The sequence below is a fragment of the Bradyrhizobium sp. genome, assembly GCF_049512235.1.
Classification (GTDB): Bacteria; Pseudomonadota; Alphaproteobacteria; order Rhizobiales; family Xanthobacteraceae; genus Bradyrhizobium.
This window is the reverse complement of the sequence record NZ_JBEKXH010000049.1, coordinates 1-24,150: the sequence shown is the minus strand read 5'-3', so window position 1 is coordinate 24,150 and position 24,150 is coordinate 1. Positions and strand designations below refer to the sequence as shown.

Here is a 24,150-nt window from a genome sequence, read left to right as displayed (position 1 = left end):
CAAGATCGCGACCACCGCGGGCACCCATATGCTGATCGCGTCCGGCAAGATCGAGCATCCGCTGCGGGCGATAGCGGACGGCGGGCGCTGCACCTGGTTCCTGACGCCGGCCAATCCGGTGACCGCGCGCAAGCGATGGATCGCCGGCTCGCTGGAGCCCAAGGGCACGCTGACCATCGATGCCGGCGCGGTCAGCGCGCTGCGCGCCGGCAAGAGCCTGTTGCCGGCCGGCGTGATCCGGGTCGACGGCCTGTTCGCCCGCGGCGACGCGGTGGTGGTGCGCGGCCCCGACACCCATGAAATCGGCCGCGGCCTCGTCGCCTATGACGCCGACGACGCCGTCAAGATCAAAGGCCGCTCTTCGCCGGATGTGATGATGATCCTCGGCGTCAGCGGGCGGGCGGAAATGATCCACCGCGACGATCTCGTGATCGGGCCGCGTCAGGTCGATCCGGCTTGATCTTCATTGCATGTCTTCGGCATCGACGTCCCGCCAGCCGCTCATCCCGCGAACGACTTCAATACCGTCGGGTACTGGCTCATAAAAGATGATGTAGTTTCCGACGGGGAAGCTACGCAGGTTCAGCGCCAAGTCGTTTCGCGCGCGACCGGCGAGCGGCATCTGCGCCAGCATCTCAAAAGCCTCTTCGACGCGGTCAAGCAATGCATCGGCAGCCTTTACGCTGTCGTTGGCGATGAAGCGCCAGATCGTGCTAAGATCGACCTCCGCTTGCGGACTTTTGCGTGGCCTATTGGCCATTCTTCGCAGCCAGCCGCTTTCGTCCTTCGGCTTTGATCCGTTCGAACATGTCGCCAATCTCTTCCGCCGGCCCGCTGTCGAAACCCTTCTGGATTTCGGCCCGCAACGCTTCCAGTTTTGCCTTGCGGCGTTCCTCGCGCTCTTCAATCAAGCGCAATCCGTCGCGCATGACTTCGCTGGCCGTGCTGTAGCGGCCGCTTTCGATCAGGCTCGCGATGAAATCCTCGAAATGCTTGCCGATGCTGTAGCTCGTCGCCATGATCGCCTCCTGACTACCTCATAAAGTAATACTTTATGATATCGGCCGCAACTACGCGGCAGTCCCCATACTCTCATGTCGCCGGGCGTTGGCCAGCGATCGTTGCTCGCAAAACCGGGATTTCCGTGCTAGGACAACGTCCTAACAGACTTGGGTGACCGGGGCAAAAGTAGGAACTGACATGACCGCGCCGCTGAAGGCCGTCGACGGCAACGCCGATTTGACCGCCCTGATGACCGAGCTTGCCAGGAGCGCCCGCGCCGCCGCGCGGGTGCTGGCGCTGGCGTCCCCCGAACAGAAGAACCAGGCGCTGGACGCAATCGAGCGCGCCATCCGCGGCCATACATCCGCGATCCTCGCCGCCAATGCCGAGGATGTCGCGGACGCCCGCGCAGGCGGCGAAAGTGCTGCCTTCATCGACCGGCTGACGCTGACACCGGCGCGCATCGATGCGATGGCCGATGGCGTCGCGACCGTGCGCGCGATCAAGGATCCCGTCGGCGCCGTGACCGAGAGCTGGCAGCGCCCGAATGGCATGACCATCGAGCGGGTGCGGGTGCCGCTCGGCGTGGTCGCGGTGATCTTCGAAAGCCGCCCCAACGTCGCCGCCGACGCCGGCGTGCTGTGCCTGAAGTCGGGCAATGCGGTCGTCCTGCGCGGCGGCTCGGACAGTTTCCGCTCCTGCCGCGCGATCCATCACTGCCTGGAGCTGGGCTTGCGCGAAGCCGGCCTGCCCGAGGCCGCGATCACGCTGGTGCCGACCCGCGACCGGGCGGCGGTCGGGTTTCTGCTGAGCGGATTGAACGGCGGTATCGATGTGATCGTACCGCGCGGCGGCAAGAGCCTCGTCGCCCGCGTCGAGGCCGAGGCCCGCGTGCCGGTGTTCGCGCATCTGGAAGGCGTCAACCACGTCTATGTCGATCATGCCGCCAATCTTGAAATGGCGAAGTCGATCGTATTGAACGCCAAGATGCGCCGTCCCGGCGTCTGCGGCGCCGCCGAAACCCTGCTGGTCGATCGCGCCGGCGCATCGACCACACTCAAACCGCTGGTCGAGATGCTGATCGATGCCGGCTGCGAGGTACGCGGCGACGACGCCGTGCAACGCGCCGACGTCAGGGTGAAGCCGGCCACCGAGCAAGACTGGGACACCGAATACGAGGATGCGATCATTGCCGCCAAAGTGGTCGACGGCGTCGACGCGGCGATCGCGCATATTCACAGCCACGGTTCGCACCACACCGATGCGATCGTGACCGAGGACACGGCTGCCGCCCGCAAATTTCTCAACGAGGTCGACTCGGCGATTGTGCTGCATAATGCATCGACGCAATTTGCCGATGGCGGCGAATTCGGCTTCGGCGCGGAAATCGGCATCGCCACCGGGAAATTTCATGCCCGCGGCCCGGTGGGCGCCGAGCAACTGACCAGCTTCAAATACCGCGTCCACGGCACCGGACAGACCCGACCGTGAACGCCGCAGCGTTTTTCGGCCAAAGCCTGCCCCGGACCCGAACCGGTTCGCATGAAGAAAACGCGTCAAACTTCAACGACAGGGCATCGGGCCCGCGGTGGTTCGTTTGAGTAGAGCTGCGGTCGCATCGCAATCGGTTTACCGGGCGATCCCGCCCTTTGCCCAGGGCATGCGCATCGGCCTGCTCGGCGGCTCGTTCAATCCGCCGCACCTCGCGCATCGCGCCATCAGCCTGTTTGCGATCAAGCGGCTGCGGCTCGATCGGGTTTGGTGGCTGGTGACGCCGGGCAATCCGCTCAAGCAACCCGGGGCCTTGCGCGATCTCAACCAGCGCGCGGAAGCCGCACGTCAATTGGCCCGAGACCCGCGCATCGAGGTTAGTTGTCTCGAATCCGTCATCGGAACACGGTACACGATCGACACAGTCACCTATTTGCGCCGCCGCACCTCCGGCGTGCGCCTGGTGTGGGTCATGGGCGCCGACAATCTCGCGCAATTTCATCGCTGGCAAAGCTGGCGGCGCATCGCCTCGGAGATGCCGTTTGCCGTGGTCGATCGTCCGCCGCAGAGCTTTCATGCGCTCGCCGCGCCGGCGGCCCGGGCGCTGGCGCGCTATCGCCTGCCCGAGAATCAAGCCGGCCAGCTGGCAGATCTGCGCCCGCCGGCCTGGGTCTTTCTGACCGGCATGAAACTGGACCTGTCGTCGACGGGTCTGCGGAACCCGGACGGCAGCTGGAGAACAAAATGAGGCGCGATGCCCTCGAAGCGAAACCCCGGCGTTCGGGGCACTGGATTCGAGTGACTGGAATATTGAAACTCTTAACCCCACATGCGTAGAATAACCTAGGCGGGCCCGAGGATTCGGCGTTCGCGATACAGTGAAAGGAATGGTCCCTGGCAACATCTGTATTGTCCAAGTCTGTTTTACCCAAGAGCGCACGTAAAACATCGACACCCGCTGCGGCCTTGCAGGCGCAACCCGACGCCGACAAGACCCTGAATATGATCCTCTCCCGCCTCGACGATATGAAGGCGGAAGAAACGGTCACCATCGACCTTCGAGGCAAATCCGCATTTTCCGACTACATGATCGTCACCTCGGGCCGGGCCAACCGGCACGTCGGCGCGATCGCTGAAAATGTCGCCAAGGGTCTCAAGGAAACCGGCATCAAAAGCATCCACATCGAGGGCTTGCCCAACTGCGACTGGGTGCTGATCGATTCCGGCGACGTGATCGTGCACGTATTCAGACCCGAGGTTCGCGAATTCTACAATCTAGAGCGGTTGTGGACGCAGGGCCCGACGGCGGCGAAGACGATCTAGGTTATCGAGCCGATCCCTGCCGGCTGCGGCGCGTCGTTGCGCGAGCCGCATATTGTGCCAGCGCATGCGCTCGGACCGGACCGGGGCCGGATTCGCGCCGGTGCCCTCAGGACCGGCAAATCTATTGATTTGGATCATTTTCTGCGGCAAACCGGCTTTCGCCCCGGATCAAGTCCGGGGCTTGCCGGGCCGGAAATCTACCTTCATGCGCCTAGTCGTCATTCCGATCGGCCGGCTGAAGCAGGGTCCGGAGCGGGAGCTGACAGAGCGCTATCGCGAACGGTTCGACGAGATCGGCCGCAAACTCGGTTTTCGCGGCCTCGAAATCCAGGAAATTCCTGAAAGCCGCGCCCGCGATACGGCAACCCGGATGGCTGAGGAAGCCGCTGGTATTTCGGCCGCAATCCCGGCCAAATCGGTGCTGGTGGCGCTCGACGAGCGCGGGGAAAATATCGACAGCGCCACCTTTGCCCGCCAACTTGGCCGCTGGCGGGATGAACAGGCCGCCAACACTATTTTTGCGATCGGCGGCGCGGACGGACTTTCGCCTGAATTGCGGCGCAAGGCAAAGTTGGTAATGGCGTTCGGCACCGCGACCTGGCCGCATCAAATGGTTCGCCTGATGCTGCTGGAGCAGCTATACCGGGCCGCGACCATTTTGGCCGGCCACCCTTATCACCGCGCATAGACCCCGCCAGCGGAACCTTTGGAAGGCGCCGATCGATTAGATGCAGTCAACGCGGAACATTCATTCGGACCCTGATACCATCCGCCGTGGTCGGCCATCCGCAACCCGCGTTCGGCGATCCATCTTGGCATTGTCCGCGGCCCTGGCCATGTTCGGTCCTTGGACCGCATTTGCGCAAATCGCGGCTGCGGTACCCGTCACAACGGGCGACGCCGCACCCGACGCCATCAAACAGCGTGAGCAGGAACTCGAAGCCACCCGGGCGCAGCAAAAAAACGCCGCGGAATCCGAGCAGAAGCTCAAGGCCGATATCGCGGCGATCGGCCAGGACCGCAGCAAGCTCACGGCCCAGTTGATCGACATCGCAGCCCAGGTCCGCAGCGTCGAGACCAAGATAAGCGACGCCGAAGCGCGGCTGCGCCCGCTCGATGCACGTGAGCTGCAGGTCCGCAGTTCGCTCGATTCGCGTCGTTCGGAGATTGTCGAAGTGCTGGCGGCCTTGCAACGCGTGGGCCGCCGCTCGCCGCCGGCACTCCTGGTGCGGCCGGACGACGCGCTGCAATCGCTCCGCGCCGCCATGCTGTTGGGATCGGTGGTGCCGGCACTCCGGGCACGTGCCGAGAAGCTGGCCGCTGACCTCGGCGAGCTGGTTGCGCTGCGCAAGACCATCGCCACCGAGCGCGACCAACTTGCGGCCGACCGCGACAACTTCAGGACGGACCAGACCAGGCTGGCCGCGCTGATCGATGAGCGGCAGCGCCAGCAGAGTTCGATTGAAAAGGACATGGAAGCCGAGGGCGCGCGTGCCCTCGCACTGTCCCGGCAGGTCGACAGCCTGCAGGGCCTGATCGCCAAAATGGAGCAGGATCTGAACAGCGCCGCCAGGGCGGCGACAACCGCCAGCCTGCAGGGCGCCCCGGCTACGCTGAACGGAAAGCCCAATCTGGAGGCACTCAAGGACCCGGCGCGGTTGAGCCCGGCCATTGCTTTTGCTTCTGCCAAGGGCTTATTTGCGTTACCGGTTAACGGCGTCAAGATTCGCGAATTCGGCGGTTCCGATGGCGCGGGCGGCCTGGAAAAGGGCATTTCCCTGGCAACCCGGGCCGGCGCCCAGGTCACAACACCGTGTGATGGCTGGGTTGTCTATGCCGGGCCGTTCCGCAGTTACGGACAACTCTTGATCCTCAACGCCGGTGGCGGGTATCATGTGTTGATCGCCGGGATGGAGCGCATTTCGGTTAACATCGGCCAGTTTGTACTTACGGGGGAGCCGGTGGCGACCATGGGGTCAGCTTCTCAGGTTGCCTCTCTGCTAGCGACCAACGCTGGTCAGCCCGTGCTCTATGTCGAGTTCCGTAAGGACGGCACTCCAATTGATCCAGGCCCATGGTGGGCCGCAAATGAAGGCGAAAAGGTTCGCGGATGATGCGCAAGACTTCTGTAATTCTCCTCAGCGCCGCCACCGGCGCAGCACTGACGCTGTTCGTTACCCAACCGCGCGCCGTGCTGATGGGATCGAGCGCGCGCGCCGCGACCTCGGACACCTATCGCCAGCTCAATTTGTTTGGCGATGTGTTCGAGCGCGTCCGCAGCGACTACGTCGAGAAGCCCGATGACGGCAAGCTGATCGAATCCGCCATCAGCGGGATGCTGTCCGGCCTCGACCCGCATTCGAGCTATATGGATGCCAAGAGCTTCCGCGACATGCAGGTTCAGACCCGCGGCGAATTCGGCGGGCTCGGCATCGAGGTCACCATGGAAGATGGCCTGATCAAGGTCGTCTCGCCCATCGATGACACGCCGGCGTCCAAGGCCGGCATCATGGCCAACGACATCATCACCAATCTCGACGACGAGGCGGTGCAGGGCCTCACCCTCAACCAGGCCGTCGAGAAGATGCGCGGGCCGGTCAATACCAAGATCAGGCTGAAGATCGTCCGCAAGGGGCAGGACAACCCGATCGACGTCACGTTGGTCCGCGACAACATCCACGTCCGCTCGGTGCGCGCCCACGTCGAAGCCGACGATATCGGCTATATCCGCATCACGACGTTCAACGAACAGACCACCGAAGGCCTGAAGAAGGAAATCGGCAGTCTGACCAACCAGATCGGCGACAAGCTGAAAGGCTTCGTCATCGACCTGCGCAACAATCCCGGCGGCTTGCTGGAAGAAGCGGTGACAGTTTCCGATACCTTCCTGGATCGCGGCGAGATCGTCTCTACCCGCGGCCGCAACCCCGAGGAAACCCAGCGCCGCACCGCGCATCCCGGCGATCTGACCAAGGGCAAGCCGTTGATCGTTCTGATCAACGGCGGCTCGGCATCGGCCTCGGAAATCGTCGCCGGCGCGCTGCAGGACCACAAGCGTGCAACGCTGGTCGGCACCCGCTCGTTCGGCAAGGGCTCGGTGCAAACCATCATTCCGCTGGGCTCCGGCAATGGCGCGCTGCGGCTCACCACCGCGCGCTATTTCACGCCATCGGGCAAATCGATCCAGGCCAAGGGTATCGTTCCCGATATCGAGGTGCTGCAGGACGAGCCGGATGCGGTGAAGGGGCGCACCGACACCAAGGGCGAGGCCTCGCTGCGCGGCCATCTGAAATCCGAGGGTGACGAGAAGACCGGCTCGCAATCCTATGTGCCGCTGGACGCCAAGGACGATAAGGCCCTGAACATGGCGGACGATCTGCTGCACGGCATCAAGAATACCGCGAGCGCCGCGGGGCCGGGCGCCGCGCCGGCGATCGACAAGCCTGCCGCCAAGGAAGCGAACTGAACCGGTCTCGTTAGCAGCGTTTACGAAAGGGCGGCCTCCGGGCCGCCCTTTTTGTTGCATGGCCCCGAAGCCTCCGAAACCCGAGGTTAAAGTTGCGAGCCCTCGGCGGCGCCGGGACCTGCCGCGGCCTTGCCCGGCCGTGGTATCGTCAGCGGGTTGATTCGGGGAGGTTCATGGCAGAGGCCGCTGACGATCTGAGCACGCCGCTTGGACAGAAGAAGGCGCGCGGCAAGCGCCGATTTCGGCTACCGTTTACCGGCATGCAGGCGCTTGCCGGGCTGCTTGGCCTGTTTCTGGTTACCTTCATCGGTTTTGCCATCTTCAACGACAATCCGCTGGGAGGCGAGCCAATCGCCCACGTCGCGGTCCGCCAGTCGACCCCGGTGGCCGAAGAAAAGCCTGACAAGCCTCCCGCAAGCGCTTCCGCGCACAATGACAAACCGGAAACGCGGCAAGCAGAGGCCGGCGAGCAAAAGACCATCACCATCATCGACGGCTCCAGCGGCGCGCGCCATGACGTGGTGATACCAGGCGAAGGTACGGACAAGGCCGCGCCGGACGCCACGCCAGTCCCGATGGCGGTAGTAGACCCGCGCCTGCTCGAGAAGTCGCGCTATGGCATGATCCCGGTTGCGGCCGACGGGCTGAAGTCGTTCACCGTCTACGCCGCCGAGGCCGATCGTCTTAAGGCGGCCAAAATGCCGGTGGTCGCCATCGTGATCGGCGGCCTCGGCGTCGGGGCGGCCAAGACCACCGACGCCATCATGAAACTACCGCCCGCGGTGACCTTGGCATTCACGCCCTACGGCTCGGACCCTGCCAAGCTTGTCGAGCGGGCGCGCGCCCAACGCCATGAGATCCTGCTGCAGATCCCGATGGAGCCGTTCGACTATCCCGACAACGACCCCGGCCCGCAGACCCTGCTGACGTCGCTGGCCGCCGAGCAGAATCTCGATCGGCTGTACTGGCACTTGAGCCGCATCCAGGGCTTTGCCGGGATCACCAACTTCATGGGCGGACGGTTCGTCGTCACCGACGCCTCGATGCAACCCATTATTCGCGAGGCCGCCAAACGCGGGCTTGGCTATTTCGACGATGGCGCGGCCCCGCAAAGCGTCGCCGCCTCGCTGGCGGCGGTCCAGGCGATGCCGTTCGCGAAGGCCGATCTCAGCATCGACGCGGTACCGACCGCCGTGGAAATCGACAGGGCGCTGGCAAAGCTTGAAAATCTGGCAAAGGAGCACGGAACCGCGGTCGGCATGGCCTCGGCGTTGCCGATTTCGATCGAGCGGATCGCCGCCTGGATCAAGACGCTGGAGAGCCATGGCATCATGCTTGCGCCATTGACAACCGTCATGCTGAAATCAAAAGTCGGTTAACCATCAAACGCTTGGCGTGATTTGCGGCGCCGCGCCGGCAGGATCGACGTTGTAACCGCTGGAGGCCTCGAGGGAATGGCACGCTACGAAGACCTGCCCTATCGAACATGCGTCGGCATGATGCTGCTCAACGCAGCCGGGCTGGTCTTCATCGGTCGCCGCGCCGGCGGCATCGAACATGTCGACGAGCAGCATGTCTGGCAGATGCCGCAAGGCGGAGTCGATCCCGGCGAGGAGACCTGGGAAGCCGCCAAGCGCGAGCTCTATGAAGAAACCAGCGTTCGCTCGGTCGAGAAGCTCGGTGAGGTCTCCGACTGGCTGATCTACGATATTCCCCGCACTGTCGCCGGCCGCGCCTGGAAGGGCCGTTATCGCGGCCAGCGGCAGAAATGGTACGCGGTGCGCTTCACCGGCAAGGACGATGAGATCAATGTCGCCAGCCCCGGCGGCGGCCACAAGGCGGAGTTCATCAGCTGGCGTTGGGAACCGATGAAGAATCTTCCCGACCTGATCGTGCCGTTCAAACGGCCGGTCTATGAGCGCGTGGTGAAGGAATTTTCCAGGCTCGCCACCGGCTGAAGTGATATGGAGTCGTCATTCCCTGACGCACCGTCCGGCGCAGACCCCCGATGCGCAATTGCACATCGGGGAATCTCGAGCGTCCGGGTTCGCCCGTCACACTTTCGCCGTCAGACCCGCCCAATCGGCGCGTCTGACAATGACGTCCGTTGAGCGAGCCCGCTATGCCAGATAGCAGAACCTATCGCCCCAATGTGGGGATCGCCCTGTTCAACGCTTCGGGTAAGGTCCTGATCGGGCGGCGTTTCAAGGACGACGGGCCGGAGATCATTCTGCCGGGCCTGGAGTGGCAGATGCCGCAAGGCGGCATCGACGCCGACGAGAATCCACGCGACGCGGTGTTACGCGAGCTCTGGGAGGAGACTGGCGTCGTCCACGCCGATTATCTCGCCGAAACCGATTGGCTGACCTATGAATTTCCACCATTCCATGGCTCGCACCGGCTGGCGAGTTTCTGCGGCCAGCGCCAAAAGTGGTTCGCGCTGCGCTTCACCGGCTCCGATGATGAAATCGATCCGCTGACGCCGCGGGGCGGCCAGCCTGCGGAATTCGACGCCTGGCGATGGGAACGGCTCGACCGCGTCGCCGACCTCGTGGTGCCGTTCCGAAACGAGGTGTATCGAACGGTGGCGCGGCAATTCGCGAAATTCGCAGGGTGAGGGGGCGGCTCGACTTACCGCTCCCAGTTGCGGAGAGAGGGAGCGCACCGCCGCCGCGGATCGAGCGCGCCGTACCGTACTACGGTCGCGGCGGCAGCTTCGCTGTGAAGAAGGCCACCACGGCAGGATTGAATTCGCGATGGAACGCCGCGCGGTCGAAGCCTGCGGGATCGTGGCAGATGTCCGGCGCGAACTTCTCCGCCATCGCGGTGCAGGGCGCCAGGAAGGCAAAATGGCCGGCGTTCGGCACGACGTGATAATCCGGCTTCACCGGCAAGCTTTCATAGACATTCTGGGCATGACGCGGATGCGGAAGAATTTCGTCGCTGTCGCCGCGCCAGAGCTGGATCGGCGCTGTCACCCCTGCAAGCCCTTGCGGCGTGAAGGAGTATCCGATCGCGGGTGCGGCAATTACGGCGGCCACGACCCGCGGGTCATGCACGAACACCACCGGAGTCGCGTGGCCCTGGCCCGCAAATTCCCTGATCTTGCGACAGGCCCATTCGTCGGGATGAGCCGCACAGTTTTCAGCCACCCGCCTCAGGTCCGGCGTGCCTCCCACTGTCACCAACGCGGTGAAGCCACCTGCCGAGAAGCCGAACATGCCGATGCGGGCCGGGTCGAGCCGGTCGTGCTGCGGCCATGTTGAGAGCATGTAGTCGACCAGCGCCTTGATGTGGCGCGGCCGGTTTTCGATCTGGGCAAAGCCGCTATGGTCGCGATAATTGTCGCCGGTATGCGTGACGGCCGCCACCACGAAACCCGCTTCGACCAGCGCCAGCGCGGTGTCATAATGGCCTTCGAACGAGCCGCCGCTGCCGTGCGACATCACGATGAGCGGCAAGCCGTGCCCGGCGACGGCGCCGCCGGTCGCGACCGTCTGCTGGTAGAGCCCGAGCGGCTGGGAGGATGCTGGCGCCTCGCTCGGATACCAGATGCCGGCTTCCAGCGGCGGTCCATCTGGGTCGGTCACGGTGACGCGTTCAAACCCCGCGCAGAAGGAGGGCGTCGTCGCCAGCATCAGTGTCGCCATTGCCGCGGCGGCGATTTTCATCATCCCCTCCCTGCTCATGTTGACGACGCTCGCACCAGGACCAAAAGGCGCTAGTGCAGCGCGGTCGAACTGAGCTGGCTCTGGATGCTCTTGAAGTGATCGAGCCGCTCGACCGCGCGGTCGAGCTCCGAGCCGTCCTTTTCGGCCAGCTTGGCTTCCATTTCGGAAACCTGGTCGGCGAACTTGGCCCGATCCAGCTCGTCGAGCGAGGTAGCGACATCGGCCAGCACCGTGAGACCATGGTCGGACATTTCGGCGAGACCCCCGAGCACGATGATCTTCTGATGCGTGCCGCCCGCGATCACCGTCAGGATTCCCGGCCGGATCGCGGCCACCACCGGCGCATGTCCGGCAAGCACGCCGAAATCGCCTTCGACGCCGGGTATGTCGACCTGGTCGACCTCGCCGGTGAAGGCGAGTTTTTCCGGCGAGACGAGATCGAAGTGGAAGGTGGCCATGGTATACCTGCAAGTAGCGAGTAGTTAGTGGAGCAGCGAGGCGCGTGAACTATTCGCTGTTCCCTATTTTTCCCTTATGCCGCTTCAGCGGCGAGCCTCTTGCCCTTTTCGACCGCCTCTTCGATGGTGCCGACCATGTAGAAGGCCTGCTCGGGCAGATTGTCGTACTTGCCTTCGCACAGTCCGCGGAAACCCTTGATGGTGTCGGCGAGGTCGACGAACTTGCCGGGCGAGCCGGTAAAGACTTCGGCGACGAAGAACGGCTGCGACAGGAAGCGCTCGATCTTGCGCGCGCGGGCGACCGTGACCTTATCCTCTTCGCTCAGTTCATCCATGCCCAGAATGGCGATGATGTCCTGCAGCGACTTGTATTTCTGCAGGATCTGCTGAACCATGCGCGCGGTCTGGTAGTGCTCTTCGCCGACGATCAACGGTGACAGCATCCGCGACGTCGAATCCAGCGGGTTGACCGCCGGATAGATTCCCTTCTCCGAGATCGCGCGATCGAGGTTGGTCGTTGCGTCGAGATGGGCAAACGTCGTCGCCGGCGCCGGATCGGTGTAGTCGTCCGCCGGGACGTAAATCGCCTGAATCGACGTGATCGAGCCCTTGGTGGTGGTTGTGATGCGCTCCTGCATCGCACCCATGTCGGTGGCAAGCGTCGGTTGATAACCCACCGCCGAAGGAATGCGCCCGAGCAGCGCCGACACTTCAGAGCCGGCCTGCGTGAAGCGGAAGATGTTGTCGACGAAGAACAGCACGTCCTGGCCCTGATCGCGGAAATGCTCGGCCACCGTGAGACCGGTGAGGCCGACACGGGCGCGCGCGCCGGGCGGCTCGTTCATCTGGCCGTAGACCAGCGCGCATTTCGAGCCTTCGCCGCCGCCCTTCTTGTTGACGCCGGACTCGATGAACTCGTGATAGAGGTCATTGCCTTCGCGGGTGCGCTCGCCGACGCCGGCGAACACCGAATAGCCGCCATGCGCCTTCGCAACGTTGTTGATCAGCTCCTGGATCAGCACGGTCTTGCCGACGCCGGCGCCGCCGAACAGGCCGATCTTGCCGCCCTTGGCGTAGGGCGCCAGCAAATCGACGACCTTGATGCCGGTGACGAGAATTTCCGATTCGGTGGACTGCTCGGTGTAGGCCGGCGCCGGCTGATGAATAGCGCGGTTGCCTTCGGACTTGATCGGCCCGGCTTCATCGACCGGCTCACCGATCACGTTCATGATCCGGCCGAGCGTCCCCGCACCAACCGGCACCATGATCGGGTTGCCGGTGTCGCCGACTTCCTGACCGCGGACCAGGCCTTCTGCCGTATCCATCGCGATCGTGCGCACGGTGGATTCGCCGAGGTGCTGCGCGACCTCGAGCACCAAGCGGTTGCCGCCGTTCTGGGTCTCGAGCGCGTTGAGAATGGCCGGCAGATGTCCCTCGAACTGCACATCGACGACGGCGCCGATAACCTGCGTGATGCGTCCGGTCTGGTTGGCGGGTGTAGCCATGAAAACTCTCTCCTTGAAGTCCGATACTCAGGCGAAGGTCCGTTTCACCGGAATGTCGCCACTCCCTGTCCGGGATAAGCTTGGGTTACTGTGTCTTGATACGCGCGATCATCCCGGGCATCTCGGCTTGCATGAAGGTCATTCCGGATCGCATCAGATCACCGTTAGTTTGACGGGGATATTGCCCTTGGTTGCCTTCGAATACGGGCAGACCGTATGGGCTTCCTCAACCAGTTGCTGGAGCTTTTCCTTGTCGGCGCCGGGTATCGAAACCTTGAGTTCGACGGCCAGGCCGAAGCCGCCGTCCTTCTGATCCAGCGTAACCTCGCAAGTCACCCGTGCGGCCTGACCGTCAAGACCGTATTTTTTTGCAATCAGCAGGATCGCCTGACCATAGCAGGACGAATAGCCCAGCGCGAACAACTGCTCGGGGTTATGTCCGTCGCCGGCGCCCCCGATTTCCTTCGGCGCGGCCATCGCCAGCGCCAGCGCGGCATTGTCCAGCATGGCGCGACCGTTGCGGCCGCCCTTGGTCGTTGCTGATGTCACATAAGCCATGGTGTGCCTCCTGCTGTTGTCCAGTTATCCGAGCGCCTCGGCGCCGGAGATGATTTCAATCAGCTCCTTGGTGATCATGGCCTGGCGGGTGCGGTTGTAGATCAGGGTCTGCTTGCGGATCATGTCGCCGGCGTTGCGGGTGGCGTTGTCCATCGCGCTCATCTGCGCGCCGTAGAACGAGGCGTTGTTTTCCAAAAGCGCGCGGAAGATCTGCACCGCGAGATTACGCGGCAGCAAGCCGCTCAAGATCTCGTCTTCTTCCGGCTCATACTCATAGGACGTCGCCGGCCCGGCATTCGCGCTTGGTGCTTCCACCACCAGCGGAATGATCTGTTGCGCAGTCGGGACCTGCGAAATCACGGATTTGAAGCGCGAATAGAACAGCGTGCAGACGTCGAATTCGCCCGCCTCGAAGCGCCCGATAATTTTTTTCGCGATGTCCTCGGCGTTGACGAAGCCGAGCTGGCGCACCGAGCGCAGATCGACGCTTTCCACGATCTGCTTCTCAAAGGTGCGGCGCAGCTGTTCCAAGCCCTTGCGGCCGACGCAGAAGAACTTGACCTCCTTGCCCTGGCTCGTCAGCAACAGCGCGCGCTCGCGGGCGAGCCGGACGATGGCCGAATTGAAGGCGCCGCACAGGCCGCGTTCGCCGGTGCAGACCAATAGCAGGTGCACCTGATCCCTGCCGGTGCCGGCCAGCAGCACTGGCGCACCAGGCGAGCCTGAGGCTGCCGTCGCGATATTTGAAATCACCGCGTCCATTTTTTCCGCATAGGGCCGCGCCGCCTCGGCGGCGTTCTGCGCGCGGCGCAGCTTGGAGGCTGCGACCATCTGCATGGCCTTGGTGATCTTCTGCGTCGCCTTGGTGGAGGCGATGCGGACCCGCATGTCCTTCAGTGATGCCATTCTCGGTTCACCCCGGCGATCCGATCTTCGACCCGACCGCAAACCCCTCTTCCATCGGGCCCGGCGCTGAAGCCCGGCCATGACGGCAAATCAAGCAAAACGATATCTTAAGCAAACGTCTTGGCGTAACCCTCGACCGCCGTCTTCAGCTTGGCGGCGGTGTCGTCGGAGAGCTCGCGCGTATCGCGGATGACGTTGAGGATGTCGACGTTCTTGCCGCGCACCAGCGACAACAGGCCATCCTCGAAGCTGCGCACCTTGGCGACCGGAATGCTGTCGAGATAGCCGTTGGTGCCGGCCCAGATCACGCAAACCTGCTCTTCCATCTTCAGCGGCGAGAATTGCGGCTGCTTCAGGAGTTCGGTCAGGCGCGAACCCCGCGCCAGCAGGCGCTGCGTCGAGGCGTCGAGATCGGAGCCAAACTGGGCAAACGCCGCCATTTCGCGGTATTGCGCGAGCTCGCCCTTGATCTTGCCGGCGACCTTTTTCATCGCCTTGGTCTGAGCCGACGATCCGACGCGCGACACCGACAGGCCGACGTTCAGCGCCGGACGAATGCCCTGGAAGAACAGATCGCTCTCGAGATAGATCTGGCCGTCGGTAATCGAGATCACGTTGGTCGGGATATAGGCCGAGACGTCGTTGGCCTGGGTTTCGATGATCGGCAACGCCGTCAGCGATCCCGAGCCATGCTCGTCGTTGAGCTTGGCGGCGCGCTCGAGCAGGCGCGAATGCAGATAAAACACGTCGCCGGGATAGGCTTCCCGACCCGGCGGGCGGCGCAGCAGCAGTGACATCTGACGATAGGCCACGGCCTGTTTCGAAAGATCGTCATAGATGATGACAGCGTGCATGCCGTTGTCGCGGAAATATTCGCCCATGGTGCAGCCGGTGAAGGGCGCGATGTACTGCATCGGCGCCGGATCGGAGGCGGTGGCCGCGACGATGATCGAATATTCCAGCGCGCCCTGCTCTTCCAGCACCTTGACGAATTGCGCCACGGTCGAGCGCTTCTGGCCGATCGCGACATAGATGCAGTACAGCTTGATCTTCTCGTCGGTCTGGGCGTTGAGCGGCTTCTGGTTGAGAATGGTGTCGAGCGCGATCGCGGTCTTGCCGGTCTGGCGGTCGCCGATGATCAGCTCGCGCTGACCGCGGCCGATCGGGATCAGCGCGTCGATCGCCTTCAGCCCGGTCGCCATCGGCTCATTGACCGATTTGCGCGGAATGATGCCGGGCGCCTTGACGTCGACGCGCATCCGCTTGTCGGACTGGATCGGACCCTTGCCGTCGATCGGATTGCCGAGCGCGTCGACGACACGGCCGAGCAGGCCCTTGCCGACCGGCGTATCGACGATGGCGCCGGTGCGCTTGACGGTCTGGCCTTCCTTGATCTCGCGGTCGGCGCCGAAGATCACGATACCGACGTTGTCGGTCTCGAGGTTGAGCGCCATGCCGCGGGTGCCGTTTTCGAATTCGACCATCTCGCCGGACTGGACGTTGTCCAGCCCGTAGACGCGGGCGATGCCGTCGCCGACGGACAACACCTGTCCAACTTCGGAAACCTCGGCCTCCTGGCCGAAATTCTTGATCTGGTCCTTGAGGATCGCGGAAATTTCCGCGGCGCGGATGTCCATCAGCCTGCCTCTTTCATCGCGTGCTTGATCGAATTGAGTTTGGTGCGAAGTGAACTATCCACCATGCGGCTGCCCAGCTTGACCACCAGACCCCCGATAATCGAACGATCGACCTTCACGTTGAGCGCGACGTCCTTGCCCGTCACCGACTTCAGCGCGGCCTTCAGGACGTCGAGATTCTTGTCGCTGAGCGTTTCGGCAACGGTGACGTCGGCGGTCGCCTCACCCTTGAATTTGGCCACCAGCGCGCGGAACGCGCGGATCACGCCGGTTACCGCAAATAGCCGGCGGTTGGCGGTGACCACTTTCAGGAAATTCGCGGAGATGCCGGTAATGCCGGCCTGCTCGAGTACCGCGGCCAGCGCCTTCAACTGCGTATCCGCCGAAAACACCGGGCTGCGAACCAGCCGCTTCAAATCGGCGCTATCCGCCAGCATGGCCTCGAATTGATCGAGGTCGGCCTTCACCGCGTCGATCGACCTTTCATCGCGCGCCAACTCGAACAAGGCCGTCGCATAGCGGCCGGACACGCCGGAAACGGAGGGATCTTCTGCAGCCACAGACGCGCTCTTTTCAGCTGTCAAACGGCCAAGGGAAAAACCGTCGCCACGATGCGGCGCCTAGCGATCCAAGCCCTTGGTGTTCAAACGGGACTTCGATTTTCCACCGGCACGAGAAGCGCCGGCATCTTTGAAATCGCGGCTTTGCTAACATAGCAGGCGCGCAGGTGCAACATGACGGCGGCGGCTGGCGCGGGCTTGTCGCAGGCCCTCATTTTTGGCGGAGGACCTGGGCAGCCGCCTCGAACCTCTCGGCGTCGGATGAGCGCAACCGCACCGCGGTGCGCCTGTTCGAAGCGCGAGGCCGCATCATCGCCTCTTCACGGCAAAGCCTGAGAGCGGTCTGCCCAGCCTGGCCGCCGGTGGCTGACAATAGGGTGGGCCGCCAGAAACGCCGACCCGCGGAGCGGATCGTTCGCAGAGCTGCGGCGCCCCTGCCCAAGCCGGCGGCAGCGACGCGTCCTCCCTGAGCAATTCCACCGCCGTGTTACTTGGCGAATGCTTGTTATTAAAGCGCTTAACTTCGCTATACAGTATTAACAAGTAAATAACTCATTAAAATCCGTTAAATTTGGAAAGTTAGGCAATACTTCTGATCCTATCTTACAAGTAACAAGATGTTGCAGCGCGGGATAAAGGACTATCTCCGCCTATTTTATGCCTCATTAACCAACCAAACCGCAGGCACCCGACCAGGTTCGGGGGGTTCCACTTGCCAGATGTGTGGCAATACTGCATAAAGGAAAGTATAAAGTATGCTGACATTCAAGAAGCCTGCACTGGATGGGGTAACCCAGTCGCGCACGGCGCTCGCACTCTTCGCCGCAACTCTTCTGGTCGGCGGAAGCGCGTCCGAAGCCTCAGCCAAATCCCATCACCATCACGGTCACCGCTTTTCTCACGAAGCCAGCAACTCTCCAGGGGGCACGTCCGACCCCCGGCTCGACGCCAACGCTTCGTTCGGCGCGTCCTCGGGCTCCGGTCGTAGCTTTTCCGGAATGGCCTCTTACTACGGCAACGAATCGGGCAGCCGGACCGCCTCGGGCCAGCGCTTCAACCAGAATGCCCTCACTTGCGCCCATCGCTCGCTGCCGTTCGGCACCCGGCTGCGAGTCACCCATGGCGGTCGCAGCGTGGTCGTCACCGTCAATGACCGCGGCCCGTTCGTCCGTGGCCGGGTTCTCGACCTTTCGACCGCGGCGGCCCGCGCCGTCGGCCTGACCGGCGCGGGGGTCGGCCGCGTCACTGCCGAGGTCATGTGACCTCTTCAGGCAGTCTGAACGCCTGTTTCTTCCAATCACTGAAAGCTCTGTGGATCGACGTCGATTTCGAGCTTGAGATTGCCCTTGGTCTTGGGGCCGGCGGACAGCCATTGCCGCAGATAGTGCGACAGATCGACCGCGCGCGGCGATTTCAGCAGAAGCCTGAAACGATAGCGGCCCTTGATCACCGCCAGCGGGGCTTCGGCGGGTCCCAATATCTGGATGCGCGGATCGATCGGCGCGCTCGCGGCCAGCCTGCGCGCAAAACCCTCCGCCGTGGGCCGATCGCCGGCCGAAATGATCAGGCTGGCGAGCCGGCCGAACGGCGGGTAGGAGGCGCGTTCGCGGGCTTCGATCTCGCGGGCATAAAATGCCTCGCGGTCGCACGCCACCAGCGCCTTCATCACGGGATGATCGGGCTGATGGGTCTGCAGAAAGCCGACGCCGCGCCCCTGGTCGCGCCCGGCGCGCCCGATCACCTGGTTGAGCAGCTGAAAGGTCCGCTCGGCGGCGCGCGGATCGCCATTGCTCAAGCCGAGATCGGCATCGACCACGCCGACCAGGTTGAGGCGGGGGAAGTGATGGCCCTTGGCCACCAATTGGGTGCCGATGATGATGTCGACGCGGCCCTGCGCGATCTCGTTCAACTCGCTGCGCATGGTCTCGATCGAGGTGATCAGATCGCTCGACAGCACCATGGTGCGGGCCTCCGGAAACAGCGTGGCCACCTCCTCCTGCAGGCGTTCGACGCCGGGGCCGACCGCCACCAGCGACTGTTCCGCCGCGCAATGCGGGCAGACATTCGGGCGCGGCATCGAGAAGCCGCAGTGATGGCAGACCAGCCGCTGGCGAAAGCGATGATCGACCAGCCAAGCGTCGCAGATGGTGCAGGCAAAGCGATGGCCGCAAGCCCGGCACAGGGTCAGCGGCGCATAGCCGCGGCGGTTGAGAAACAACAGCGCCTGTTCGCGCCGCCCCACCGCGATCTCGATCTGCTCGGCCAGATGTGGCGAAATGAAGCGGCCGCGCGGTGGCGGCTTAAGGCGCAGATCGATCGCCTCGATCTGCGGCATGGGCTGGCCGCCGAACCGCGACGGCAGCACGATGCGCTGATAGCGGCCTTTGCGGGCGTTGACTTCGGTCTCGATCGACGGCGTTGCGGAGGCCAGCACGATCGGAATCTTGGCGATACGGGCGCGCACCACCGCCATGTCGCGGGCGTGGTAATGCGCGCCTTCGTCCTGCTTGTAGGCCTGATCGTGCTCTTCATCGACAACGATCAATCCGAGATTGGCGTAGGGCAGAAACAGCGCCGAGCGCGCGCCCACCACGACCGGCGCATCGCCGGCCGCGATCGCGGCCCAGTTGCGCTGCCGCGTGCGCGGCGTCAGAGCGGAATGCCATTCCAGCGGCCGCACGCCGAAGCGCTGCGCGAAACGATCGAGGAAGGCGCCGGTCAGCGCGATCTCCGGCATCAGCACCAGCGACTGCCGGCCGCGACGGACGATTTCGGCGATCGCTTCGAAATAAACCTCGGTCTTGCCCGAGCCGGTGACGCCATCGAGCAGGGCGACGTGAAAGCTGCCATTGGCCGCGAGCGCCCGCATCGCATCCACCGCGGTGCGCTGCTGACGGGAGAACGCGGGCGCAGCGTATGACGGATCGGGCGCCGGCGGAGCCGGCTCGCGCGGCATGGCTTCGGTCGTCAGCGTGCCCTCGTCGACCAGGCCATCGATCACGCCTGTGCTGACGCCGGCTTCGCTGGCGGCTTCGGATTTGCCGTGCAAGAGGCGGTCCGACAGCACCGCGATCAGCCGCCGCCGCGCCGGCGTCATGCGGCCTGGTGCCGCGCCGACCAGGCGCACGCCCAGCCGCACCCGCTCCGGGCCGAGATGCTCGCCCATCCGCAAGGTCATCCGCAGCACCATGCCGCGCGCCGACAGGGTATAATTGGCGACCCAGTCGACCAGCGCGCGCAGTTCCTCGGCCAAGGGCGGCACCTCGAGCTTTTCGCCGACGTCCTTGAGGCGATTGTGCAGGCGCGGATCGGGGCTGTTGTTTTCAGCCCATACCACCGCGACCACCTGGCGCGGCCCCAGCGGCACGCACACGACATCGCCCGGCTTAAGCTCCATGCCGCGCGGCACCCGGTAGGAATAGGCCTGATCGAGCGCGACCGGCACCAGCACATCGACGACGCGCGTCGAGGAGGCAGAGGCCGTGCCGGCGTGGGTGGAATGGTCCATCGGAGCATCAGACCTAAGGAGTGATAAGGAGCCGCGCTAAAGGAAAGACGTCAAAACTACTGCATCGGATCTGGTTCGCCCCTCCCCCCGCGAAGCGGTGGGGAGGGGTCGGGGGTGGGGGGTCTATCGAAAGGAACCGCTGCTTCGGTGAACGCCGCGCCACCCCCCACCCCCGACCCCTCCCCGCCACGCGCGATGCGCGTGGGGGGAGGGGAGCTTATGACCTCGTCCTGGTTGGCCACCGATCGCGCCGACCTATGGACGTACAGGCTGCGAAATCCGAAGCGGTTAATTTGACGTCTGTCCTAACCTAGGGCCGCAGGCGGCCCCGGGCCAGCATCCGGCCGCCTGAGCTGTCGCAAGTTAGCGAACGGTAAACCAGGGGAGTGCGATATAGTCACTGTCATCATCGCAACCAGAGAGGCCATGGCCAAGCCAGCCCAAGTCACTCAACAAGCCGTTCCACAAGTTCAGCCCGTCGAGCTTGAATGCGCCGATGACGGTCTCGCGCTTGAGATGACGCGCTGGCTGTCGCATCTGCGCAGCGAACGACGGCTGTCGCCGAAGACGCTGGAGGCCTATGCCCGCGACCTCAGGCAGTATCTCGAATTCCTCAGCGCGCATTGGGGCACACCGGTGACGCTCGCTCGGTTCGCTGCCCTCCAGGCGACCGACGTCAGGGCTTTCATGGCGATGCGGCGCGCCCGCGCCATCGGCGGGCGCTCGTTGATGCGGGCGCTGGCGGGCTTGCGCTCGTTCGGGCGCTTCCTCGAACGCGAAGGCAAGGGCAAGATCGGCGCGCTCGGCGCGATCCGCGCGCCCAAGATTGCAAAGAGCCTGCCGAAGCCGATCCCGGTGGCGGCAGCCAAGCGCTTCGCCAATGCCGATGAACGCGCAGGCGAGGCCCGCGATCCCTGGATCTTTGCGCGCGACGCCGCGGTGATGGCGCTGTTGTACGGCTCGGGCTTGCGCATCTCCGAAGCGCTTTCGCTGCGGCGCCGCGACGTGCCCAAGCCGGGGGCCGGCGACGTGCTGATCGTGACCGGCAAGGGCAACAAGACCAGGATGGTGCCGGTGCTGCAGAACGTGCTGGCGCTGATCTCCGATTATGTGGCGATCTGTCCCCATCCCTTGCCGGCCGAGGGGCCGATCTTTGTCGGTGCCCGCGGCGGCCCGCTCAAGGCCCGCATCATTCAGCTCACCATGGCGCGGCTGCGCGGCGCGCTCGGCCTGCCCGACAGCGCAACCCCGCACGCGCTGCGGCATTCCTTCGCCACCCACCTCTTGAGCCGCGGCGGCGATTTGCGCGCGATCCAGGAATTGCTCGGCCACGCCTCGCTTTCGACCACGCAGATCTATACCGGCATCGACACCGAGCGGCTGCTGGAGGTCTACCGCGCCGCGCATCCCCGCGCCTGATACCCCCGGGCTCGATTTATACCAGGACATGCCGCCGTCACATCCGTGTGCCACTTGCGCGGGGGGTCTCGTTCGGTCAATCCTGGCGGATAAATCGGGGGAGCAATCATGAGCGAAGCCCTAGAGCAGGCGGACAAGGCCAAGGAAGCCGCCGGCGAGGACAAGAAGATCGCACTGTTGATCGCTGTGATCGCATTATGTCTGGCGCTGTCGGAGACGCTCGGCAAGGGCGCCCAGACCGAATCCATCAGCAAGAATGTCGAAGCCTCGAACATGTGGGCTTTCTTTCAGGCCAAGAGCATCCGCCGCACCGTGGTGCAGACCGCTACGGAAGCCACCAGGTTGGGCCTGGGCACCACCGGCGACGATGCCGCCAAGGCGGCGCTGCAGAAGCAGATCGACGATTGGCAGAAGACCGCGGCGCGCTACCGCTCCGAGCCGGAGACCGGCGAAGGCACCGAGCAACTATCCGAGCGCGCCAAACATGCCGAGGAAGAGCGCGACCTTGCGGCGGCCAAGTACCATCACTTCGAACTGGCCTCGGCGGCCTTTCAGATCGGCATCGTGCTGGCGTCGGCGACCATCATCACCGGCATTGCCGCGCTGGCCTGGATCTCGGGGCTGTTGACCCTGGTGGGAATTGCCGTTACCGCCCTCGGCATTTTCGTGCCGCATCTGTTGAATCTGCCGTAGCGGAGTCGCCTCGGCGAGAACAGATGGCTATCGCTTCGCTCCACCCATCCTGCGCGCGGCGTCAAGGCGGCCGGTGCGCCCCCGGCCGCATGGATTTCAAATTTTCGTGTCAAACAGCCAACGCCAAGAAACGGCGGGATACGGGGCGTTGAAAGAGGGCGACCACAAGCGTCGCCCCAAGGGTCGCCCCCACGGGATCTAAATGGCGTAGGGGCGCCCCATGTGGGCGACCTGTTTGAACCGCCACCGCTGTTTCTTGTTAAGCGAACTTTGGCGCCGCGAAGAACCAGAAGAGAAAAGAGATGGGTATCGCTTCGCTCCACCCATCCTACGAGCTCGCTGTCATCCTCCGCGAAAGCGGGGGATCCAGTACGCCGCGGCCCATCGGCTTATCACTGACGTCTCTGGAATACTGGGTCGCCCGGTCAAGCCGGGCGATGACAGCTGTGTTGCGGCGCCGCGGCGCCCGCTTCGATTTCTGATTCACTTTTCAAACAGCCACGGCCATGATTTCATTTTTCGTGAGCTCCAGACGCACCTGTACGCCCCGCGGCGCCAGGCGCCCGGACGCCCCGCGGCGCCAGGCGCCCGGGCTTTGCCAGATAGCTCACCGCCCTCGAGATAACAGAGGGCGCGGGGAATGCCGCGATGCCCAGAAGCACCCGCAGCCTCGCGTGCAGAAAACGGCCATCACGCACACGAGTAACCAGCGAGGCACCGGAAACATCCGGCACTCCCCACGCAATGGGCTTACGGTTTATAACGCGCTCTCCCCGGCGAGATAGCTCTGTTGCCACCCGTCGCCTTCGGATTAACGGTTTTGTAAGGCCCGGTTGAGCCGAACAGAACCTCCGAAGACTTGACACCAGCATTGGGTGCCAGGACCACACGTCTTCCCCGTACGCTTCAGCGCCGTCGTCTATCATGCCAGGAATTCGCTCACGCTTGGCATACCGCCCCCCGCCCTGCGACCCATGACACGCCTAACGCTGCCGCGTCCACCGCACCTCATCCCGCGTTTCTGACGATCGCGATACGCCCCTCTTGGTGGGATAAGTTGGAGCGGTTTCTAACCCGTATCGCACAGAAAGAGAACAGAAATATTTTTTATTATTGCTATTGACATTCGACTAAACTCTGGATCTGGCTCCTCGGGCGATCGGTTTTGGGCCATAGGCCCCGCAATTCAGACTTGCTCCAGGCGCCCGATTTGCTGGATCGAGATTGCGCGCCTTGGCCGCGCTTTCAGCCGCTTCAAGGTTCGCGCCGGGTCCACGCGATAGGCCGCACGTAAGGCGCCAAAGACATGCAGACCGGACTTAGGCCGATTCATCCCGGCGAGTTTCTCGCTGAAATACTCAATGAGCTTGAGATTTCGCAGGCGGCATTCGCTCGGTTGATCGACGTGGCGCCGATGCGCATCTCGCATGTCATTGGTGGCTCGCGTCCGATGACCGCCGATCTCGCCCTGCGCTTTGCAAAGGCGTTTAACCAGACGCCGCAATACTGGCTAAATCTGCAGACGGCTCATGATCTTGCGGTTGCAGCCGAGAGGCTTGGACCGAAGCTGAAGGGTATCGAGGCGGTTGCCTGATGCTTATTGTTTTGGAGAGATGCGGCGTGTTGGTTAGGATTTCACTGATCATGATTGACTTGCATCCCGGGGAGTCTGTTTGGGTTCCATTCGAAGTCATCAGCCTGTTGCTGTCTCCACATGCCGAGCCAATTTATCCAGGGTCTGGTAGCCGAACTCGACGGCGCCGAAGCCGATCGTCCTGTCGCGCTGTGCTTTGGTCGGATGCAGTTGCCGCAACGTGATCACGGTCTTGCTGTCGCCCTGCTCATCGAACGTAATCGTGAAGCGAAAACGGGCTGGATCGTCATCCATGTCCGAACCGTGATCAATCTCGATCAGGTGCGGCGGCTCGATGCGCCGAAAGCGCATTCGATTCG

The 24,150-nt window shown here is 63.6% G+C and carries 25 protein-coding genes; 14 read left to right on the top strand and 11 right to left on the bottom strand.

Annotated features, from left to right (window positions below; translation table 11 throughout):
- Positions 1-460, top strand: a 460-nt coding sequence (locus ABSG20_RS07120) for a PUA domain-containing protein (protein WP_423863795.1), incomplete at its 5' end; no start/stop codon positions are given.
- A 3-nt stretch (positions 461-463) separates the two neighbouring features.
- On the opposite strand, the gene ABSG20_RS07115 is transcribed toward ABSG20_RS07120, so the two are convergent.
- Positions 464-760 (bottom strand): type II toxin-antitoxin system RelE/ParE family toxin, encoded by a 297-nt coding sequence (locus ABSG20_RS07115; RefSeq protein WP_423863794.1) that lies wholly within the window; start codon positions 758-760, stop codon positions 464-466.
- Positions 750-1,019 carry a type II toxin-antitoxin system ParD family antitoxin gene (locus ABSG20_RS07110; protein WP_423863793.1) on the bottom strand — a complete coding sequence of 90 codons (270 nt, stop codon included), beginning with the start codon at positions 1,017-1,019 and terminating at the stop codon, positions 750-752. Before ABSG20_RS07110 ends, ABSG20_RS07115 begins: the two co-directional genes overlap by 11 nt.
- 181 nt (positions 1,020-1,200) lie before the next feature.
- Between ABSG20_RS07110 and ABSG20_RS07105 the strand changes: the two genes are divergently transcribed.
- The 9 genes from ABSG20_RS07105 (at position 1,201) to ABSG20_RS07065 (ending at position 9,899) form a co-directional block, all read left to right on the top strand.
- Positions 1,201-2,493, top strand: a complete 1,293-nt coding sequence (locus tag ABSG20_RS07105) for a glutamate-5-semialdehyde dehydrogenase (protein WP_423863792.1) — start codon at positions 1,201-1,203, stop codon at positions 2,491-2,493.
- 106 nt (positions 2,494-2,599) lie between these two features.
- A complete protein-coding gene (locus ABSG20_RS07100) occupies positions 2,600-3,241 on the top strand; it encodes a nicotinate-nucleotide adenylyltransferase (RefSeq protein ID WP_423863791.1) in 642 nt (213 codons plus the stop codon).
- Positions 3,242-3,459: 218 nt separating this feature from the next.
- Positions 3,460-3,816, top strand: coding sequence for a ribosome silencing factor (gene rsfS / locus ABSG20_RS07095; RefSeq protein ID WP_423863790.1), 357 nt, complete (start codon positions 3,460-3,462; stop codon positions 3,814-3,816).
- Between the two features lie 205 nt (positions 3,817-4,021).
- The gene (gene rlmH, locus ABSG20_RS07090) at positions 4,022-4,504 is read left to right on the top strand and encodes a 23S rRNA (pseudouridine(1915)-N(3))-methyltransferase RlmH (protein ID WP_423863789.1); all 483 of its coding nucleotides are present in this window, start codon (positions 4,022-4,024) and stop codon (positions 4,502-4,504) included.
- A 148-nt stretch (positions 4,505-4,652) separates the two neighbouring features.
- Positions 4,653-5,930, top strand: a complete 1,278-nt coding sequence (locus ABSG20_RS07085; protein WP_423863796.1) for a murein hydrolase activator EnvC family protein — start codon at positions 4,653-4,655, stop codon at positions 5,928-5,930.
- Positions 5,927-7,282: a S41 family peptidase gene (locus tag ABSG20_RS07080; RefSeq protein ID WP_423863788.1), complete on the top strand. Its 1,356-nt coding sequence runs from the start codon at positions 5,927-5,929 to the stop codon at positions 7,280-7,282. The genes ABSG20_RS07085 and ABSG20_RS07080 overlap by 4 nt, the downstream gene beginning before the upstream one ends.
- Positions 7,283-7,455: 173 nt before the next feature.
- Entirely contained in the window at positions 7,456-8,661 is a 1,206-nt protein-coding gene (locus tag ABSG20_RS07075) for a divergent polysaccharide deacetylase family protein (protein WP_423863787.1), read from the top strand.
- Positions 8,662-8,736: 75 nt separating this feature from the next.
- Positions 8,737-9,240: an RNA pyrophosphohydrolase gene (locus ABSG20_RS07070; protein ID WP_423863786.1), complete on the top strand. Its 504-nt coding sequence runs from the start codon at positions 8,737-8,739 to the stop codon at positions 9,238-9,240.
- Between the two features lie 164 nt (positions 9,241-9,404).
- Positions 9,405-9,899 (top strand): RNA pyrophosphohydrolase, encoded by a 495-nt coding sequence (locus ABSG20_RS07065; RefSeq protein WP_423863785.1) that lies wholly within the window; start codon positions 9,405-9,407, stop codon positions 9,897-9,899.
- Positions 9,900-9,978: 79 nt separating this feature from the next.
- Here ABSG20_RS07065 and ABSG20_RS07060 read toward each other — a convergent pair whose 3' ends face one another.
- From ABSG20_RS07060 to ABSG20_RS07030, 7 genes are all read right to left on the bottom strand, one after another.
- A complete protein-coding gene (locus ABSG20_RS07060) occupies positions 9,979-10,953 on the bottom strand; it encodes an alpha/beta hydrolase family protein (RefSeq protein WP_423863784.1) in 975 nt (324 codons plus the stop codon).
- A 50-nt stretch (positions 10,954-11,003) separates the two neighbouring features.
- Entirely contained in the window at positions 11,004-11,411 is a 408-nt protein-coding gene (locus ABSG20_RS07055) for a F0F1 ATP synthase subunit epsilon (protein ID WP_423863783.1), read from the bottom strand.
- A 74-nt stretch (positions 11,412-11,485) separates the two neighbouring features.
- On the bottom strand, positions 11,486-12,916 hold the full coding sequence (gene atpD / locus ABSG20_RS07050; RefSeq protein WP_423863782.1) for a F0F1 ATP synthase subunit beta: 1,431 nt from the start codon (positions 12,914-12,916) through the stop codon (positions 11,486-11,488).
- Between the two features lie 153 nt (positions 12,917-13,069).
- Positions 13,070-13,474, bottom strand: a complete 405-nt coding sequence (locus tag ABSG20_RS07045; protein ID WP_423863781.1) for an organic hydroperoxide resistance protein — start codon at positions 13,472-13,474, stop codon at positions 13,070-13,072.
- 24 nt (positions 13,475-13,498) lie between these two features.
- Positions 13,499-14,380 (bottom strand): F0F1 ATP synthase subunit gamma, encoded by an 882-nt coding sequence (locus ABSG20_RS07040; RefSeq protein ID WP_423863780.1) that lies wholly within the window; start codon positions 14,378-14,380, stop codon positions 13,499-13,501.
- A gap of 107 nt (positions 14,381-14,487) precedes the next feature.
- Positions 14,488-16,017 carry a F0F1 ATP synthase subunit alpha gene (gene atpA / locus ABSG20_RS07035; RefSeq protein WP_423863779.1) on the bottom strand — a complete coding sequence of 510 codons (1,530 nt, stop codon included), beginning with the start codon at positions 16,015-16,017 and terminating at the stop codon, positions 14,488-14,490.
- Complete coding sequence (locus ABSG20_RS07030) at positions 16,017-16,577, bottom strand: F0F1 ATP synthase subunit delta (protein WP_423863778.1); 561 nt, start codon at positions 16,575-16,577, stop codon at positions 16,017-16,019. Before ABSG20_RS07030 ends, atpA begins: the two co-directional genes overlap by 1 nt.
- 755 nt (positions 16,578-17,332) lie before the next feature.
- Here ABSG20_RS07030 and ABSG20_RS07025 point away from each other — a divergent pair.
- Positions 17,333-17,839 carry a septal ring lytic transglycosylase RlpA family protein gene (locus tag ABSG20_RS07025; RefSeq protein ID WP_423863777.1) on the top strand — a complete coding sequence of 169 codons (507 nt, stop codon included), beginning with the start codon at positions 17,333-17,335 and terminating at the stop codon, positions 17,837-17,839.
- A 35-nt stretch (positions 17,840-17,874) separates the two neighbouring features.
- Here ABSG20_RS07025 and ABSG20_RS07020 read toward each other — a convergent pair whose 3' ends face one another.
- Positions 17,875-20,085, bottom strand: coding sequence for a primosomal protein N' (locus tag ABSG20_RS07020; RefSeq protein ID WP_423863776.1), 2,211 nt, complete (start codon positions 20,083-20,085; stop codon positions 17,875-17,877).
- 426 nt (positions 20,086-20,511) lie between these two features.
- Between ABSG20_RS07020 and ABSG20_RS07015 the strand changes: the two genes are divergently transcribed.
- From ABSG20_RS07015 to ABSG20_RS07005, 3 genes are all read left to right on the top strand, one after another.
- Entirely contained in the window at positions 20,512-21,504 is a 993-nt protein-coding gene (locus tag ABSG20_RS07015) for a tyrosine recombinase XerC (RefSeq protein WP_423863775.1), read from the top strand.
- A gap of 108 nt (positions 21,505-21,612) precedes the next feature.
- Positions 21,613-22,197: a DUF4337 domain-containing protein gene (locus ABSG20_RS07010; RefSeq protein ID WP_423863774.1), complete on the top strand. Its 585-nt coding sequence runs from the start codon at positions 21,613-21,615 to the stop codon at positions 22,195-22,197.
- A gap of 1,306 nt (positions 22,198-23,503) precedes the next feature.
- A complete protein-coding gene (locus ABSG20_RS07005; protein ID WP_423863773.1) occupies positions 23,504-23,791 on the top strand; it encodes a HigA family addiction module antitoxin in 288 nt (95 codons plus the stop codon).
- A gap of 99 nt (positions 23,792-23,890) precedes the next feature.
- Here ABSG20_RS07005 and ABSG20_RS07000 read toward each other — a convergent pair.
- Positions 23,891-24,150: SRPBCC domain-containing protein (locus ABSG20_RS07000; RefSeq protein WP_423863772.1), on the bottom strand; the 260-nt coding region annotated here is incomplete at its 5' end.